Origin of the sequence: Hominimerdicola alba (assembly GCF_900112155.1) — a bacterium.
In the GTDB taxonomy this organism is placed as follows: Bacteria; Bacillota; Clostridia; order Oscillospirales; family Ruminococcaceae; genus Hominimerdicola; species Hominimerdicola alba_D.
Window position 1 is genome coordinate 1 of the sequence record NZ_FOKQ01000005.1, and the last position, 15,053, is coordinate 15,053.

The following is a 15,053-nucleotide window of genomic DNA, read 5'->3' on the forward strand; positions in this document are numbered from 1 at the left end:
ACAAAGGATGAGCCGGCAGTCGGCAGGAATTATTACCAAGGGGCATGACCTCGCAATGGAGCTGCGCCGACGCCCTGTTATGGATAGGCAGAACGAAGGAAGTTGGGACTTCACGTGACGAATGATCCCGTTGGACAGAGGAGGTTTGCTGCCGTAACGGATATGGGTCGCATCAAGGCTGTCAAAACAGATCTCTCAAGACGTTTTGTTTGCTATACCCTGATAACGTTAAATCCGGCATTCAATGCTTTGGATCATCCATAACTTGGTTCATTTCTTGAACATAACTTTATGAAATACTGAGATTTCGCGAGTATTTACGAGATTTTACAAGATATTTTGAGGAGGTTCGTATGAGTAGTACATCAAATGTTTTTTTGAAGATCATATATTTTGATGAGATGTTTGTTTCTGACTTTATGCAAGTTATTGCAGGTGGAGAGTTGAAGAAGACAACAGAATTTATATCAGAGGTTAATTCTGAAATAGAAGGAAATGCTTCTATGGAAGCTGGAATCGGTACAGAGCAGAGCGGATTATCTAAGATTTTTAGTTTTTTAAGCGGTGGTAAAATCAACATTGAGGTTGGAGCGGATGCTAATGCTATGAGAAAGTCAGAGCGTTTAGCTAAGAATATCCTTGAAAACACCTTATTAGCTGATTTTATTGCTTTACTTGAATCAGATAAACGTCGAACCAAGAATAAGAGATGTGAAGGCATCAAAAAATTCTCAAAAATTAAAGTTCGACCTGAAAAGAACTCTTTTGCATATATGATGTTAATCGCCCCATATATGAGTATGATCAATGGGCAGCTACCACTAACAACCAACGATGGACAAGCTATGCAAATTGATGTTACAAAAATAGAAGAAGCTATTGAAAAAGGCAGAGGATATTATGATTTTATTGCGGATCACAACGGAAAAGAAATAGTACTTAGATTTAACAGAACTGCTTTCAGAAACAGCTATACGATGTCCGATCTTCCCAAAATGCAGTTGACTTACTATGGTATTCATGTAGGGCAAATAGATAAGTCAGATTTACAGGTTCAGAAAGAATTTGAATTTGGAACCTCTACAGTATCATCACGAGCAAATTATGCTGATGGTGAAACAAATGATACTTCATCAAAGCTCGATGTTTATGACATTGTATTGGCTGGGGTGGTTGAATGATTGAAAAAATAGAAATTTATTGGGGAGCTGATAGGGATTTTGAATCAGCTACAGAATTATTAGAGAATGTATATTTTCTAACTGATGTGATTGCTCATATAAATAAAACAGATATACAGATTAGTGGAATACCTTCTTCACAAGAAGCCCCTATGGAAGTTGAGAATCTAATAATACATACTGATGACTATGGCGGTATCAAAGAATGGGCAGTGCTTGGATTTTCAAATAATGTTTTGCTTCATTTGAAAGTGAATATAAAAAATATTTGGTTGTGTAATCCTCCAGATAAGATATACAAGGATATCATAAGAACATTTGAAAACGCTATTATCCATGAGCACAAACACGAATATAAAGCAATTACTATAGAAGACATGAAAAGAATTGCAGAAGGATTCAATAAAGCAGTTATAGGACAACCTCATGTAATTAAGCAAGCTCTTTCATCTATTTATACATTAAAAAGTATAAAACGCAAACGTCCCGTCACCCTATTGTTTCTAGGCGATTCAGGTATTGGCAAGACTGAAACAGCTAAATATATAAGCGAGTGCCTAGGATCGAATATGGTTAGAATACAGTTTTCGATGCAACAAACTAATAGTGCATATCAGTATATTTTTGGTGCAGAACATGGTGAAGATAGTCTAGCAAGAGAATTAATAAGACGTAGTTCAAATGTTATCCTTCTCGATGAATTTGACAAAGTAGTACCGTCGTTTTACAATGCTTTTTATCAGATGTTTGATGAAGGAGTATTTGTTGATTCAAATTATTCTGTGGATGTATCACAGTGTATTATAATATGCACTACAAATTATCGAACTGAAGAAGAAGCTGAAAAGAATCTTGGTACACCCATTTATTCACGTTTTTCTAAAGTCGTGATTTTTAAGCCAATTAGCATAGAGGATAAGCTCACTATCGCAAGTAACCGCTATGCAGAAGTAATTGATAGTTTGGATGATGAAGATAAGGCTTTAATTGAAAGCAATGGAGTGCTTCCTTTTTTTGAAAAAGCAATAAGAGAAGGAAGTTATCCTAATATGCGGATGCTAAGAAATGATATTGAGGATGCAGTAAACTTAGAAATATTAAAGGCAAGAGGTATTATCCCCTCTTGACAACTCTCCCAATCGGCGCTATAATACCAAATAAGGAGCAAGCCACTAGGCACATATTCTCCTATAAGTCGCTGGTTTTTGTTATCATGGCGCTAATAAAATGATAACGGGGCATCAGCGGGCATTATTATACAGAGCAAAATGTATAACTGAGATACCACAACGCAAATAACCTAAACAAATTTGTTTTGTTTTGAGTGAAATCTGGGGAATGGGAATAATTATCGGCTACGGTAATAAATATTCTGTTTAAAAGATAAGAGCTATCCGATTCAGTTGTGAATCGGATAGCTCTTTTTGTTATTCCATTATCCAGATAATGTTGATTGCTTTCCTTATGTTTTTCACAGGATCCTTTAATTGGCTCGCAAGATCATTCACATCATCAACACAAATACTTTTACAAAGATTCCTTTCACCACTATAATCGTAATTGCGTTCGCCGGTAGTATATTCGTAGTTCACATCTTCAATACCAATTATTTTCTTTCCTAACGACGATGCAATCATTTCTGCCTTGCTCTTGGAGTCGTTAATCGCACTTTGAAGTACAATTTGTTCTTTTTCAGGTTCATCACTGATTTCAAAAGCAACTTCATATTCTATATCTGACATAGATTCCATTAATATAGCTATTTTTTCAACTGCTTTCAGATTTGAACATATTTTAAGCATGATGTTTTTTTCGTAAGTATATTTCGATGCACTGTATCCCTGCTTAACCGAAAAATCACCAATAATAAAGTCATTGGGTTTGAGATTAAGTTCATCATTCATAGTTTGCAGAAACTGTTCAGTGCGTTTCTTTCCAGATTCAATAGCTTCTCCTGATGACTGTAACGCAGCTTTAATCTTAAATGTGATAGTAAACTGGTCTACAGCAAAATCATATTTAGCCTCTCCTCTGACTTTCATGGTACTCATTATGATTCCTCCTTAGATTTATTGCGAGCAGTTTCATTCCGCTCCGCTTCTAACTACTGTATTTTGCCACCTTCCATCATGTTATCTTCTCCAGCGGTATCTGCACCAGATCCCAGGTGCTGTCGGAGTGTATGGTTATCAGTTCTGCGCCGCGCTGTTTGGTCTCATTTTCGATGCCGGGCATTGCGAGATAGTCGATACTCATGCCATATGTCAGGCGGATGCCCCTGTATTCCAGTGATGCGTTGTTATAGTGGTCATGTCCGCAGAACATACCGGTTGTGCTGCCAAGCTCCACTGCCGTATCGAACAGCTTGCTGGGATATTCGGAACAGCATACCAGATCATTCGTGATACCACCGTGATCACCTGGGTTTTCGCCGAAGTAATGTTTCACCTCGTCACTGCCTTCAAGATAAAGCTCGGTGGCTGTCTTGTATTCCTGAAGCGGGATATGGAAAAACAGCAGCGAATTCACGGTGTGACCCGCTTCTGCTTTAAGGCGCTGAACTTCATCTGCGTACCAGTCAACCTGATCATCGTGAATATAATCGTAAGCATTTAAGCTCTCACCCGTGTAGGCATTTGAGTCGATCAGGAACAGACCTGTGTTCAGCGAACCGTCGGAGTTGCGTAGCTCGATAAGCTGATTGTTCCTGCCCATGATATCGGGCTGAACATATGGGTACAGCAGATTTGCAGAGGTCTTATACGAAAGGGATTTATAAACCTCGTTGAGTTCGGTTTTGTTCATCGTGGACATACTCTCGGTGTCGTGGTTGCCGTAGGTGAATGCCCAGGGGATGCCGGTATTTCGCATAAAAGCGGCAAACTGGTGAACAGGCGCTGAGTTGTTCAGCGACATAGACATTATGCCCATCGGGAAACACATATCACCTGTGACTATCACTAGGTCAGGGTGGGTGTGTTCGATCTCAGCATAACAGGCACGCAGGGCTTTCATATCTTCCGGATATGAATACAGGCTTCCTCCTATGTGGATATCGGTCAGGTGGAGTATCTTGAAATCATCGGTGGTCTTGGTTATGGTATAGATGCCTGTATCTTCGTCATAGCTGATCTTATGGGTGTTATGCTGTACAACGGGTACTGAATTTATGTATGTCTGGGTGTACCATCTGTCGCGCTTAATAAAAGTAAATCCCGTGACTGCGATGATGACAGAGGTGAAAACTGCTATCCTAAGTCTGTTTATCTCGATGTTCCTGTAGGTGATCTTTTTTCTCAAGGTGAGGTCGTAGATGAGGAGCAGTATCGCAAACAGAATGCCAACAACGGGCAATATATTCATCGGGAAAATAACTTTGCTGCTGTAAATTACAGAGAAGATCGTTGCACCTATCCAGTAAACGGCAGAAAATATAATTATACCTCGGACATGCTTTCCGTATTTCGGCAAATCGGGTATTTTTATACGCCGCTGGAAAATCCACAGGCAAAGGATATTTTTTAGCAAGATAAATACAGGTATCTCAACTGCTATGCTGTTTATAAAAGCAGTTTCTTTGAACTCTGCAGGCTTTGAATTACTATAGATATAGAAGAACAGTTCCGCGATGAGTATCAAGAATACCAAGGCAAATAATAGGGCGATACTGTTCAGCAGACGTTTTGTATACTTATCGCTTCGTCGGCGGAGATATTTATATGCATCGGTGTCGTACTTATTTCCCTCAGCCTCTTTTTCTGTTTTATGGTAACGTTTAAATGGTATGTAGGCGCACAAAAGCCAGAATGAGATTAAGCCGATATCTCCAACTGCATACCGCGGTCTGACAGCAAGGTCGTGTATCAGCCAGAAGAGCTGTAAAAGGGTCGCCGAGATAAACAGCGCTATACGATACACCCTGATACGCTGTTTCGTGATCTCTTTTCTGAGTGGTTGGAATGCCTGTGCTTCGCCCTCTTTGCGCCATTTATCGGCACTGTCTGCGGGATAGCCTGCAAGTTCTGCCATTTGTGAAAGCTTGCCGTATCTGCCCAGAAGTTCTTCCAGGGCTTCATCCTCGTGCTTATCCGCTTTTATCTTGTCAAATTCGGTATTAAGAACTGCTTCTATCTTTGGCTGAGCTTCGTTTACTTCATCGGAATATGATATATCGTCAAACATCATATCGACAACAGCCTTTATCTTGCGGTTGGGCTGAGTGTCAACAGAGTTATTTTTCTTGCCCATAAGCGGACTTCCTTTCATATTATTTTGTTAACTACTTTTGCAATATTTAAATATTAATACAATTTATAAATATAATTCTTTGATTGTACATATATTATATCAATTTAATCACGCTGTGTCAAGCGGACGAATAGTTTTTCTTATGAATCATTAAATCATCAAGCTGTGCAGAATGTAACTTTCAAGAAATATCAAAATAATTTTTCAAAAGCTCTTGACAAAGGAAAATTTTTCGTATATAATAAATGACATGATTTTACAGATCTGAAATAATAAAGAAAGGAGTGTTTAAAATAATGACAATGAATAAGATATCAGTCAATAACAAAGTTATCAAAAGTCATTTGGTCACAGCAAAACGCTCCGGGGAGACAGCTTTTTAATACTTGTGCTGTCTTGTGATATATATGCGTTTATGCCCCTGACCTGCTTTTGGTCGGGGGCTTTTTGTGCCATTTTTTGAGAAAGAGAAAGGAGTGACCTAAAATGGAATACTTTGACGTAATGCCGAAACCTGTGGAAACTGAACTCGTCAAGCGCGGAGTATTTGCCGATAAACTGCTGTACTGCGTAAAATCAGATCTTGATGCAGAAGGCAATTATATAGATGTATACCTGACATTTACGGCAGAAACGCTTTCTGTCATTTTGGGCTATGAGGAATTCGGGAAGCTGAAGCGTGGAGAGAAACGTCCTGCGCTGATGGATTTCAAGACCAGCGGATACGAGGAATATCCTCTTGCAGATATAAAAAAGATCTACGTTGACAGATACGCAAACGCTGCAAGACTTATGCTTGTTCCCGCTGATGGCGAGGAATTTCCGATAGCTAGATTTTCACTGGGCTTTTCGGACAAGTTTGAAAAATTCTCCGAGAGAGTGAACAAGACCATCGCAAAAGAACCAATTGATGATTCACTGCTTGAAGGCAAACACACCCACTGTCCCGTATGCGGAGAACCCTATCCAGACCCGAACAGACCTGTCTGCCCAAACTGCGTTGACAGGCGCTCAACTTTCCGCAGGCTTTTAAAGCTATTCGGTGAGTTCAAGTGGTCGGTAGCATTGATACTTCTGACGATACTGCTGTGCAACGTCATGGCTGTGCTGACCCCTGTTTTCGGTACAAAAATGCTGTATGACGACATTCTCATAGAGAACGGCAAGCATTACGGACAGCTTGGGCTTATGGTGGGGATAGTTGTTTCGATAGATCTGATTTCTCTTATCATGAGAGTTATATCGGGCGTTATAACCTCAAGGGTTGTGCCTAAAGTTGCGCACAAGCTTCGCATAAGGATATTCAGTTCGATGCAGGAATTATCTCTCGACTTTTTCACAGGCAAGCAAACAGGTTCACTGATGTCCAGAGTTGACCGCGACAGCATGAACATATACTGGTTCTTTACGGATATAGTACCTTTCGGGCTGACGAACATGGTAAAACTGCTTGGTATAACCGTTATCATGCTGACATTGTCGCCTGTGCTTTCCATCGGGCTTATACTGGCTATCCTGTTCATAATGATAGTGCAGTCAAGATTTTACAAATCACAAAGAAAGCTTTACCGCAAATTCGATGTGGCAACACGCTCGGCTAACTCAGTACTTTCAGATGCTATGAACGGTCAGCGAGTGGTAAAAGCTTTTGCAAACGAGAGTCTTGAAGCGGATAGATATTCCAAAAAGAACAGCGCGGCTTTCGCCATAAACAGCAATATCAATTCGCGTATAGCGGGGACAATACCTGTAATATGGACAGTCTACCGCATTTTCAGCAAGCTGTTTTTCTACATCGGTGCTGTGCTGGTCATAAGGGGACATCTGCTTTTTGGTTCGCTGACTGCACTTGTTTCCTACACCGAGCTTGCTTATGAGCCTATCAATTTCTTCACATGGATAGGCGACCGCTGGGCGAGATGCATGGATGCAGCTTCACGTATGTTTGAGATAACCGACGCTCTGCCCTCGGTAAAGGAAGCAGATGCGCCTGTACGCATGGAAAGAATGATGGGAGATATCGAACTTAAAAACGTAACATTCGAGTACGAGGCAGGACGTCCGATAATAAAGGACGTAAGCCTGAAAGTAGAAGCGGGAAAGATGTACGGCATTGTTGGAAAAACGGGTGCAGGAAAATCCACCATAATAAATCTTATGGCCAGGCTTTACGATGTAACAGGCGGTGAGATACTTATCGACGGCGTTAATGTGCGTAATATAGCATTTGAGGATATGAGGCGGTGCATCGGTATCGTTTCGCAGGAAACATATCTTTTCATCGGTTCTATCGCTGACAATATCAGATATTCCGACCCGAATGTTTCCATGGAAGAAGTTATATCCGCGGCAAAGGCTGCTAATGCTCATGACTTTATAATGAAACTTCCCGACGGTTATGATACTAAGGTCGGTGAGGGCGGAGTATCACTTTCGGGCGGTGAAAAACAGCGTATATCCATTGCGAGGGCTATCATACAGCGCCCCGATATACTTATACTCGATGAAGCCACAGCTTCGATGGATACCCGCACAGAACGCAGGATCCAGGCGGCGATAGACAATCTGAAATCGGGCAGAACGATAATATCCATAGCCCACAGGCTGTCTACTCTCCGTGATGCAGATATGCTCTGCGTGATAGAAAACGGCGAACTTAAAGAAACAGGAACACATGATGAACTCATCGCAAAGAAAGGCAAATATTTCGAACTGTACAAAATGCAGTTTGAAGCACTGGGATTCATCAACAATTAAGGAGGCAAAACATGACTAACAACGAAGAGTTATACAAGGTCGATGAGCTGAACCTCCTCGACTGTAAAAAGATACATTTCACTCACGAAAAAAGCGGATTCCTTACCCTTGAATATGAGGGTAAAACATATCACAAAACAGACCCCACAAGGCTCATACCATTCTTTTCAAAGACCACTTATATCAGCCTTTCATATGAGAGCGAGGAGCAGGAATTCAGGGAGATCGGCGTTATAAAGGACATGGCTGATCTAGACGAAGAACAGTACAATTTACTGGATAGTTTCTTGAAATACAAGTACTTCATGCCTGAGATACTCAAAGTGTACAATATACGCGATAATATGCAGGGCTCGATTTTCGTGAAGTCTCTGACGACTTCGGGCGAGAAAACTATTTGTGTCAAGGACTGGTATCAGAACTTCCGTATGCTTTCGGATAACTATCTGTACGTCAACGATGCAGACGGAAACAAGTATTTCTGCGAAGATATACACAAGCTTGACAAAAAGAGCCTTGCGGTGCTGGAAATGTTTACATAATATCAGGCATCAGGCAAAATAACATAGCAAAGGAGGCTGATAAACATGAAGCTTATCTTGAAGCTGCCGCCCGATAATGACGAAGGGATTGTATATTCACTGCCATTCGGATTCACGGAAAGCGGCGATAAATGTGACGGAATATTCGCTGTTACCGATAAAGATATCTGTATATACATAGACGGCAAGATCGAAGAAGTGTACAAAATATCGGACTTTACAGAATTTTATGTGCGCCGCGGAGTTGGAACTTCCATGATACAGGGCAAGAGCGCAAATGGCGAGGTGATCGGGCTGTGCGGATTTACACAGGACCTTTTCCCGCGTTACGGCGAAGTGGCAAAACTGCTGAGCCACTACATTCGCACAGGCGAACTTATCAGGGATACAGGCGCGGACGAGCCTGTTTGTCCGAAATGCGGTATGCCGCTGGAGGGCAGCAGCGAATGTGTTTTCTGCAAAAGCAAAACATCTACAATGCTGCGGCTGGTAAAAATGATACTCCCCTACCGCAAAAGTTTTATTATAGCACTTGTATGCACAGTGCTTTCTCAGTCGATACTTGTGACTTATCCTTACCTTGACAGGCTACTGATCGACAAATATGTTACCCCCAAAAACGAACATCTTGCGGGGATTATCCTGATAGCTTTATCAATGATAGGGCTGAGGCTGATAGAAGGTGTGTTCAACTATTTCAACATGAAGCACAGCTTTAAAGTATCACTGAACATTGGAAGGAATATCCGCGAATCTGTGTTCAGGAAATCTCAGCAGCTTTCGATGAATGCTATCTCGCGGCGCACGGCTGGAGAGCTTATAAACCGAATATCCAACGATGCGGCCAAACTGGAAGATTTCATAACTGCAAACGGCAAGGATGCTATCGTTGATATATTCTCTGTGTTAGTCATCGGAGGACTGCTTTTCGCCATGAACCCGAAGCTGGCACTTATGGCGGTGTTACCCATACCTTTTGTACTCATGCTTTCCAAAAAGCTCCACGAGATAATGGCTGTAAACTACACAAGAGTATGGAAATACAGCACACATCACGGTGAGCTGCTGCACGATATCCTCAATGGCATACGCGTGGTAAAGACTTACGGAAGTGAAAAACGTGAGGCTGTTCGCTACAATGATTGCTCGGAAAAGCTTGCGAGAATGAATATCCGCGCCGAAACAATATGGTATATGACAATGCCTTTTTCATGGTTCCTTATAACGGCAGGAAATTATTTTGTGCTGTATTTTGGTGGAAAAAGCGTTCTCGGCGAGACCATGAGCTTAGGTCAGCTGGTACAGTTCACCACATATGTTTCAATGCTTTACGGTCCTCTCAGCTGGTTCATATATATACCACGTACCTTTGCTGACGCATCAGTCTCAGCAGGTAAAATATTCGAGATACTGGATGAGCGTTCGGATATTATGGACAATGAGGATTCACGGGAGATAGATATCAACGGTGATATCGAATTCAGCGATGTAAGCTTCGGTTACAAAGCTTACGACCCTGTACTGAAAGAAATATCCTGCAAGATCAAAAAGGGTGAAATGATCGGCATTGTTGGACATTCGGGTGTTGGTAAATCCACGATGATAAATCTTATCATGCGTCTTTATGACTGCACCGAGGGCGAAATAAGCATCGACGGTGTCCCTATAAAAAATATCGCACAGAACAGTCTGCGTTCGCAGATAGGTGTAGTATTGCAGGAAACTTTCCTGTTTGACGGAAGTGTTTACGATAACATCGCTTACGCTGACCCGACGGCATCTTTTGAGGATATTATCCGCGCGGCTAAAACTGCTAACGCTCACGATTTTATAGTGAAACTCCCCGATGGCTACAACACAAAGGTGGGAAACAAGGGCTTTCAGCTTTCGGGCGGTGAACGTCAGCGTATCGCCATCGCAAGAGCTATACTCCGCGACCCGAAAATACTGATACTCGATGAAGCGACAGCTTCACTTGATACCAGAACTGAAAAGCAGATCCAGCAGGCCCTTGATCGCCTGACCGAGGGCAGGACAACCATAGCCATAGCACACAGACTATCAACACTTTCAAATGCAGACCGGCTTTTTGTGCTGGATAAAGGCAGACTTGCTGAAACAGGAACTCACAAAGAGCTGATGAGTCAGAAGGGCGTGTACTATAAACTTGTAATGGCTCAGCGCGAGACAACAAAGATGAGATCGGCGGTGTGATTTAAAAAAGCAAAAGACGAGGGGCTAAACTCCTCGTCTTTTGCTTTTATAGCTATTATTTCATGGATACAGTTTCCGAATAATCCGACTTTATGTATTGAAATATATTGGCTTATCAGTTCTTTCTTTTTCTGATAAGAAGTGCCGCACTGCCTATCAGGATCAAAGTTGCCAGCGTGCTGCCAATAACAGACTTACCTGTCTTGGGATTGCTGTTGGTGCTGTTTGAATTTGCATTTGCAGTATTGGCACTGCTTGAAGTGCTGACGGTCTTGGAAGAACTTTCCGATATAGAAGAAGACGATGATACTGCGCTTTCTGAAACAGATGAATCTGCTGCCGATGAAGATATGTCTGTATTTGATACACTCTCCGGTGCTGATTCGGTGGCTGATTCGACAGATACTGTGCTCTCGGGAGCATCTACTTCAGCTGAACTCAGGTCTTCTATAACGGCGGCAGCTGCCTGAGTTACGTGTATATAATTCTTGTGGCAGCCGGAACCCATCCAGCAAGTGAAAAGGATATCACCGGGCTCATCGGGGGTAAACTCATAGATAAAATTCTCGCCCTGCTGCAGAACAATATGACCTTCTTCCTTATTGTGAGTGTCAGTGCCGAATCCAAGACCGGGTATCTTTACAGTAGCGCCGCAGCCCCTTGGCTCGGTACCATCGGGAACGGAAACATACCACTGAACTGTCGTGCCTTCCTCAACGGTTATATCTGTGCTTGTCCACAGATCGGCATAATCGGTAACTACGACCTTGACATTTTCTGCCTGCTCGGCTGAAACTTCAAAAGCTGTATTCGCCGAAATTGCTGCTCCTGCGATCACAAATGATGCCAGCACTGCTACGCTGTTTCTGATAATTCTGTTCTTCATTTTTCTTTCCTCAACTTTCTTCAATTGATATTACTTTTATTACTTCATTTTCCAAAGTGCCCATGACAGTGACATAAAGTCCGTCAACGCGCTCTGTCTGTTCAAGATATTCAAGGGTGAGCTGCTGCCCTGCTTCATCGAACATATAAAATTTCCACGAACCATCCTCCTGCTGAATATCAAGACCGTATCCGCTTTCACGACAGCCCTCCATGAACATACAGTTCGTTTCGTGTATTGCTGGGTCTTCAATGTCGGAACAGCACTCGTCCATCAACACGCCGAAAAATGTATTATACTGTCCGCTGCTGACATCAGAAGTTTGGGACTTGACTTCCGTCTGCGGTTTTCTGACTTCGGCTACACTTGCATTTGCAGAAGCTCCGCAGCCCGAAAGAAGCAGCGCTGTAAATGCCGCTATGATCGTTTTTCTCATCAGAATGATCTCCTCATCTGATACCATTTTACTCCGCCGATCACAGAGCCCTCTGAAATGCCCTCATTGACAAATCCGAATCGCTCGTAAAAACCTATAAGAGATTCCTTGCAGGTGAGAACTGCACCACGCCTGCCCTCGGATTTTGCTATTGACAAAAACTCATTCATGAGTGTCTGCGCGTATCCTCTGCGCCTGTGATCGGGCAGGGTATCAAGACCGAAAATCATCTGCCATGAACCTTTTTCATTGTGCATTTCGGGCTTTGCGTACATCTCGTCCGTAAGATCGGGAATGTTTGTAACAAAGCCGTTGATGAACGAAATTATCTTATCGTTGTCATCGCAAAGCACAAGAAAATGATTCGGGTATTTCTTCAGCCGTGCACGGAACTGTTCAAGCCCCGCAGCCTGTTCTGGCGGAAAACAGGTACTTTCTATTGCCGCCAGTTCTTCAAGATCTTTTATATTTCCTTTACGCGATCTCACGTTTTATCCCCTCCTGTTTTGTCAAAACTCCCGCATCCATGCGGTATATCTTATGGGCAAAATCTGCCGCTGTGCTGTCGTGGGTGACTGCAATAACTGCCGTTCCCTGCTCAGCTGTTTTTTTAAGCAGTTCAAAAATCATCTGCGTGTTCTCATCATCAAGATCGTTTGTGGGCTCATCTGCAAATATCACTGAGGGCTTATTCACAAGCGCTCTCGCTATGGCAAGTCTTCTAAGTTCGCCGCCTGAAAGTTCATTGGGATATGCATCTTTCAGATTTTCAAGCCCCACCGTTTTCAGAATTTCTTCGACTTCATTATCGGGTATAATTTTGCCGATCAGTGCCGCGGGCAGGAGAAGATTTTCGAGAACTGTGAGCGCACCGAGAGAACTCTGACCCTGCGGGATATAGCCTATATTTTCAGCGCGGAACTTTGAAAGTTCACCGTCATTAAGAGTGAAAATATCCTTGTTTTCATATTTCACACTGCCAGAAGTCGGCTTGATAAGTCCCGAAAGGATATTCAGCAAAGTTGTTTTTCCGCTTCCCGAGCGACCAAAAATGACTGTAAGTTTACCGCTGTCAAACTCAGCCGATGTGGTTTTTACTGCTGTTACTTGGCGTTTTTTTCTGCCTTTTTTGATGTAGCTTTTGCTTATGTTTTCAGCGATGATATTCATGTCAGTCACCCTCTCTGAGTATATTTCCCGTATCCGCGCGGCTAAGGCTGTATGCTGAATATGCTGAGGATATCACACCTGTCAGCAGAACTGCCGCGGCGGCGATGACCGCATATCTGATATCGCTGAAAACATCAGGCGAAAGATACGGAAGTCCTGTGCGCTGTTCGATCAGACTGCCAAAGGGGAAGACTGTCACCGCCGTCAGCAGGATACCTGCGATTATCCCAACCACACATATGATAGTGCTTTCGGAAAAGACCTCTGCACCAAGCTGTCTGCGGGAAAAACCTATTGTGCGCATTATTGCAAATTCCCTTCTGCGGACACCCGCCAGAACCGAAAATGCCGCTGTAAGTATCACCGCTGCGAGTATCCAGACTGCGTTTTTTATTATGCCGATGCTTCCTGAAATTGCCGAAAGTCTGTCGGCTGTACCTGTTATCATCGAGCGGGTGCGGACAGCTTCAACACCGTCAACGTGAAGATTGATCTCCCCTGCCACCTGCGAAATATCGTAACCGTCCTTGACTTTTATATAAACCGAAGATATCACATCATCGGGACTTTGCTTTGACAGAACACCAATCCCCTTTTCCATTGATGCCTTTATCAGAGTGCGTACTGTTTCGGGGGTGGTATAGATAGCCGTGTCAAGTCCTGTACCCGTAGCATCAAGCTTGCCAACTGCCTTGCAGTCAACGCCGTAAAGTTTCAGTGTGTGACCGACTTTTGTGGAGAGAGATGAACCGACGATTATCTCATTCTCGCCTAGTTTGCCGTCATAGCACTGTTTCAGCCACGGCTTTATTGAAAAATCGGAATCTTCATCAAAACCGATTATCTGAACCTGTACCGAACAGCATTCTGCATTTGCAGAAACCAGGAAGTACTGCGGCGAGGTGAGTTCAACACCCTCTATCGACGCTATTTGCTCCTCTATGGACTTATCCATATAAAAATATCCCGGAGTACCCTGAAGAAGCATGTTTTCAAGTTCGAATTTAGCTTCTGCATCTTCGGGAACGACAATTATATCTGCACCCAGCCGCTGTTCTAGGCTTTCAAGACCGTTCTTCATGCTTGCCGCCGCCACCGAACCGCCGAAAAGTGCGATGGTCATAAGTGCCGCGATAAGCACAAGTGCGCCTGTCCTGAATGGCTTTTTCACAAGATTTTTCAGCGGCAGAGTTTTCAGTTTCATTTATCTTTCTCCATTCTTTTCAGGTTCGTCGCAGCATCTATAAGGGAGACCACAGCAAGCAGTGATGCTGTTACGGTAACGGCAGGTCTGAACACCGTGTGACAGCGCATGGTCTTCATCATGCAGAGATTTATTGCAGTTGAGGGAATAAATATCACTGCCGACGCGAGAGTGAATATGCTTATGGCAATACCCGTCTTTATTCCATTTTGCCGAATAAACATCTTGACAAGTGCCTGAAGTACCAGAACTATGCCAATAAGTGCGACCGCATTTTGTGCCCAGTGACAAGCCATATGTCTGCCCTCTTCCGAATCGCAGGCTCTGAAAAATGTCAGCGAGCCTATGGTCAGCAGCAGTGACAAGACCAGTTCTGCTGTGTCATATATTTTTTCTTTCATTAAAATTCTTCTTC

The 15,053-nt window shown here is 42.9% G+C and carries 13 protein-coding genes; 5 read left to right on the forward strand and 8 right to left on the reverse strand.

The window, feature by feature from the left end; genetic code table 11:
- Window positions 1-353: 353 nt before the first annotated feature.
- On the forward strand, window positions 354-1,181 hold the full coding sequence (locus BM265_RS04140; RefSeq protein WP_074960264.1) for a DUF6414 family protein: 828 nt from the start codon (window positions 354-356) through the stop codon (window positions 1,179-1,181).
- Window positions 1,178-2,308 carry an AAA family ATPase gene (locus BM265_RS04145; protein ID WP_081358351.1) on the forward strand — a complete coding sequence of 377 codons (1,131 nt, stop codon included), beginning with the start codon at window positions 1,178-1,180 and terminating at the stop codon, window positions 2,306-2,308. Before BM265_RS04140 ends, BM265_RS04145 begins: the two co-directional genes overlap by 4 nt.
- A gap of 300 nt (window positions 2,309-2,608) precedes the next feature.
- Here BM265_RS04145 and BM265_RS04150 read toward each other — a convergent pair whose 3' ends face one another.
- Together BM265_RS04150 and BM265_RS04155 are read right to left on the reverse strand one after the other, a co-directional pair.
- Complete coding sequence (locus tag BM265_RS04150) at window positions 2,609-3,232, reverse strand: SIMPL domain-containing protein (protein WP_074960266.1); 624 nt, start codon at window positions 3,230-3,232, stop codon at window positions 2,609-2,611.
- 76 nt (window positions 3,233-3,308) lie between these two features.
- Complete coding sequence (locus BM265_RS04155; protein WP_074960268.1) at window positions 3,309-5,429, reverse strand: metallophosphoesterase; 2,121 nt, start codon at window positions 5,427-5,429, stop codon at window positions 3,309-3,311.
- Window positions 5,430-5,915: 486 nt separating this feature from the next.
- Here BM265_RS04155 and BM265_RS04160 point away from each other — a divergent pair, with 486 nt between their 5' ends.
- Genes BM265_RS04160 through BM265_RS04170 form a run of 3 tightly spaced genes read left to right on the forward strand, consistent with a single transcriptional unit; the run spans window position 5,916 to window position 10,942 of the window.
- On the forward strand, window positions 5,916-8,186 hold the full coding sequence (locus tag BM265_RS04160; RefSeq protein WP_074960270.1) for an ABC transporter ATP-binding protein: 2,271 nt from the start codon (window positions 5,916-5,918) through the stop codon (window positions 8,184-8,186).
- An 11-nt stretch (window positions 8,187-8,197) separates the two neighbouring features.
- Window positions 8,198-8,728: a DUF1854 domain-containing protein gene (locus BM265_RS04165; protein WP_074960272.1), complete on the forward strand. Its 531-nt coding sequence runs from the start codon at window positions 8,198-8,200 to the stop codon at window positions 8,726-8,728.
- A gap of 45 nt (window positions 8,729-8,773) precedes the next feature.
- On the forward strand, window positions 8,774-10,942 hold the full coding sequence (locus BM265_RS04170) for an ABC transporter ATP-binding protein (RefSeq protein ID WP_074960274.1): 2,169 nt from the start codon (window positions 8,774-8,776) through the stop codon (window positions 10,940-10,942).
- Window positions 10,943-11,057: 115 nt separating this feature from the next.
- On the opposite strand, the gene BM265_RS04175 is transcribed toward BM265_RS04170, so the two are convergent.
- From BM265_RS04175 to BM265_RS04200, 6 genes are read right to left on the reverse strand one after another with little or no spacing between them, the layout of a single operon-like run.
- Complete coding sequence (locus tag BM265_RS04175) at window positions 11,058-11,828, reverse strand: LPXTG cell wall anchor domain-containing protein (RefSeq protein ID WP_074960276.1); 771 nt, start codon at window positions 11,826-11,828, stop codon at window positions 11,058-11,060.
- 10 nt (window positions 11,829-11,838) lie between these two features.
- On the reverse strand, window positions 11,839-12,264 hold the full coding sequence (locus BM265_RS04180; RefSeq protein WP_074960278.1) for a putative periplasmic lipoprotein: 426 nt from the start codon (window positions 12,262-12,264) through the stop codon (window positions 11,839-11,841).
- Window positions 12,264-12,752: a GNAT family N-acetyltransferase gene (locus BM265_RS04185; protein WP_074960280.1), complete on the reverse strand. Its 489-nt coding sequence runs from the start codon at window positions 12,750-12,752 to the stop codon at window positions 12,264-12,266. The genes BM265_RS04180 and BM265_RS04185 overlap by 1 nt, the downstream gene beginning before the upstream one ends.
- On the reverse strand, window positions 12,739-13,434 hold the full coding sequence (locus BM265_RS04190; protein ID WP_074960282.1) for an ABC transporter ATP-binding protein: 696 nt from the start codon (window positions 13,432-13,434) through the stop codon (window positions 12,739-12,741). The genes BM265_RS04185 and BM265_RS04190 overlap by 14 nt, the downstream gene beginning before the upstream one ends.
- A gap of 1 nt (window position 13,435) precedes the next feature.
- The gene (locus tag BM265_RS04195; RefSeq protein ID WP_074960284.1) at window positions 13,436-14,638 is read right to left on the reverse strand and encodes an ABC transporter permease; all 1,203 of its coding nucleotides are present in this window, start codon (window positions 14,636-14,638) and stop codon (window positions 13,436-13,438) included.
- Complete coding sequence (locus BM265_RS04200) at window positions 14,635-15,039, reverse strand: DUF4418 family protein (protein ID WP_074960286.1); 405 nt, start codon at window positions 15,037-15,039, stop codon at window positions 14,635-14,637. The genes BM265_RS04195 and BM265_RS04200 overlap by 4 nt, the downstream gene beginning before the upstream one ends.
- Between the last annotated feature and the right edge of the window lie 14 nt (window positions 15,040-15,053).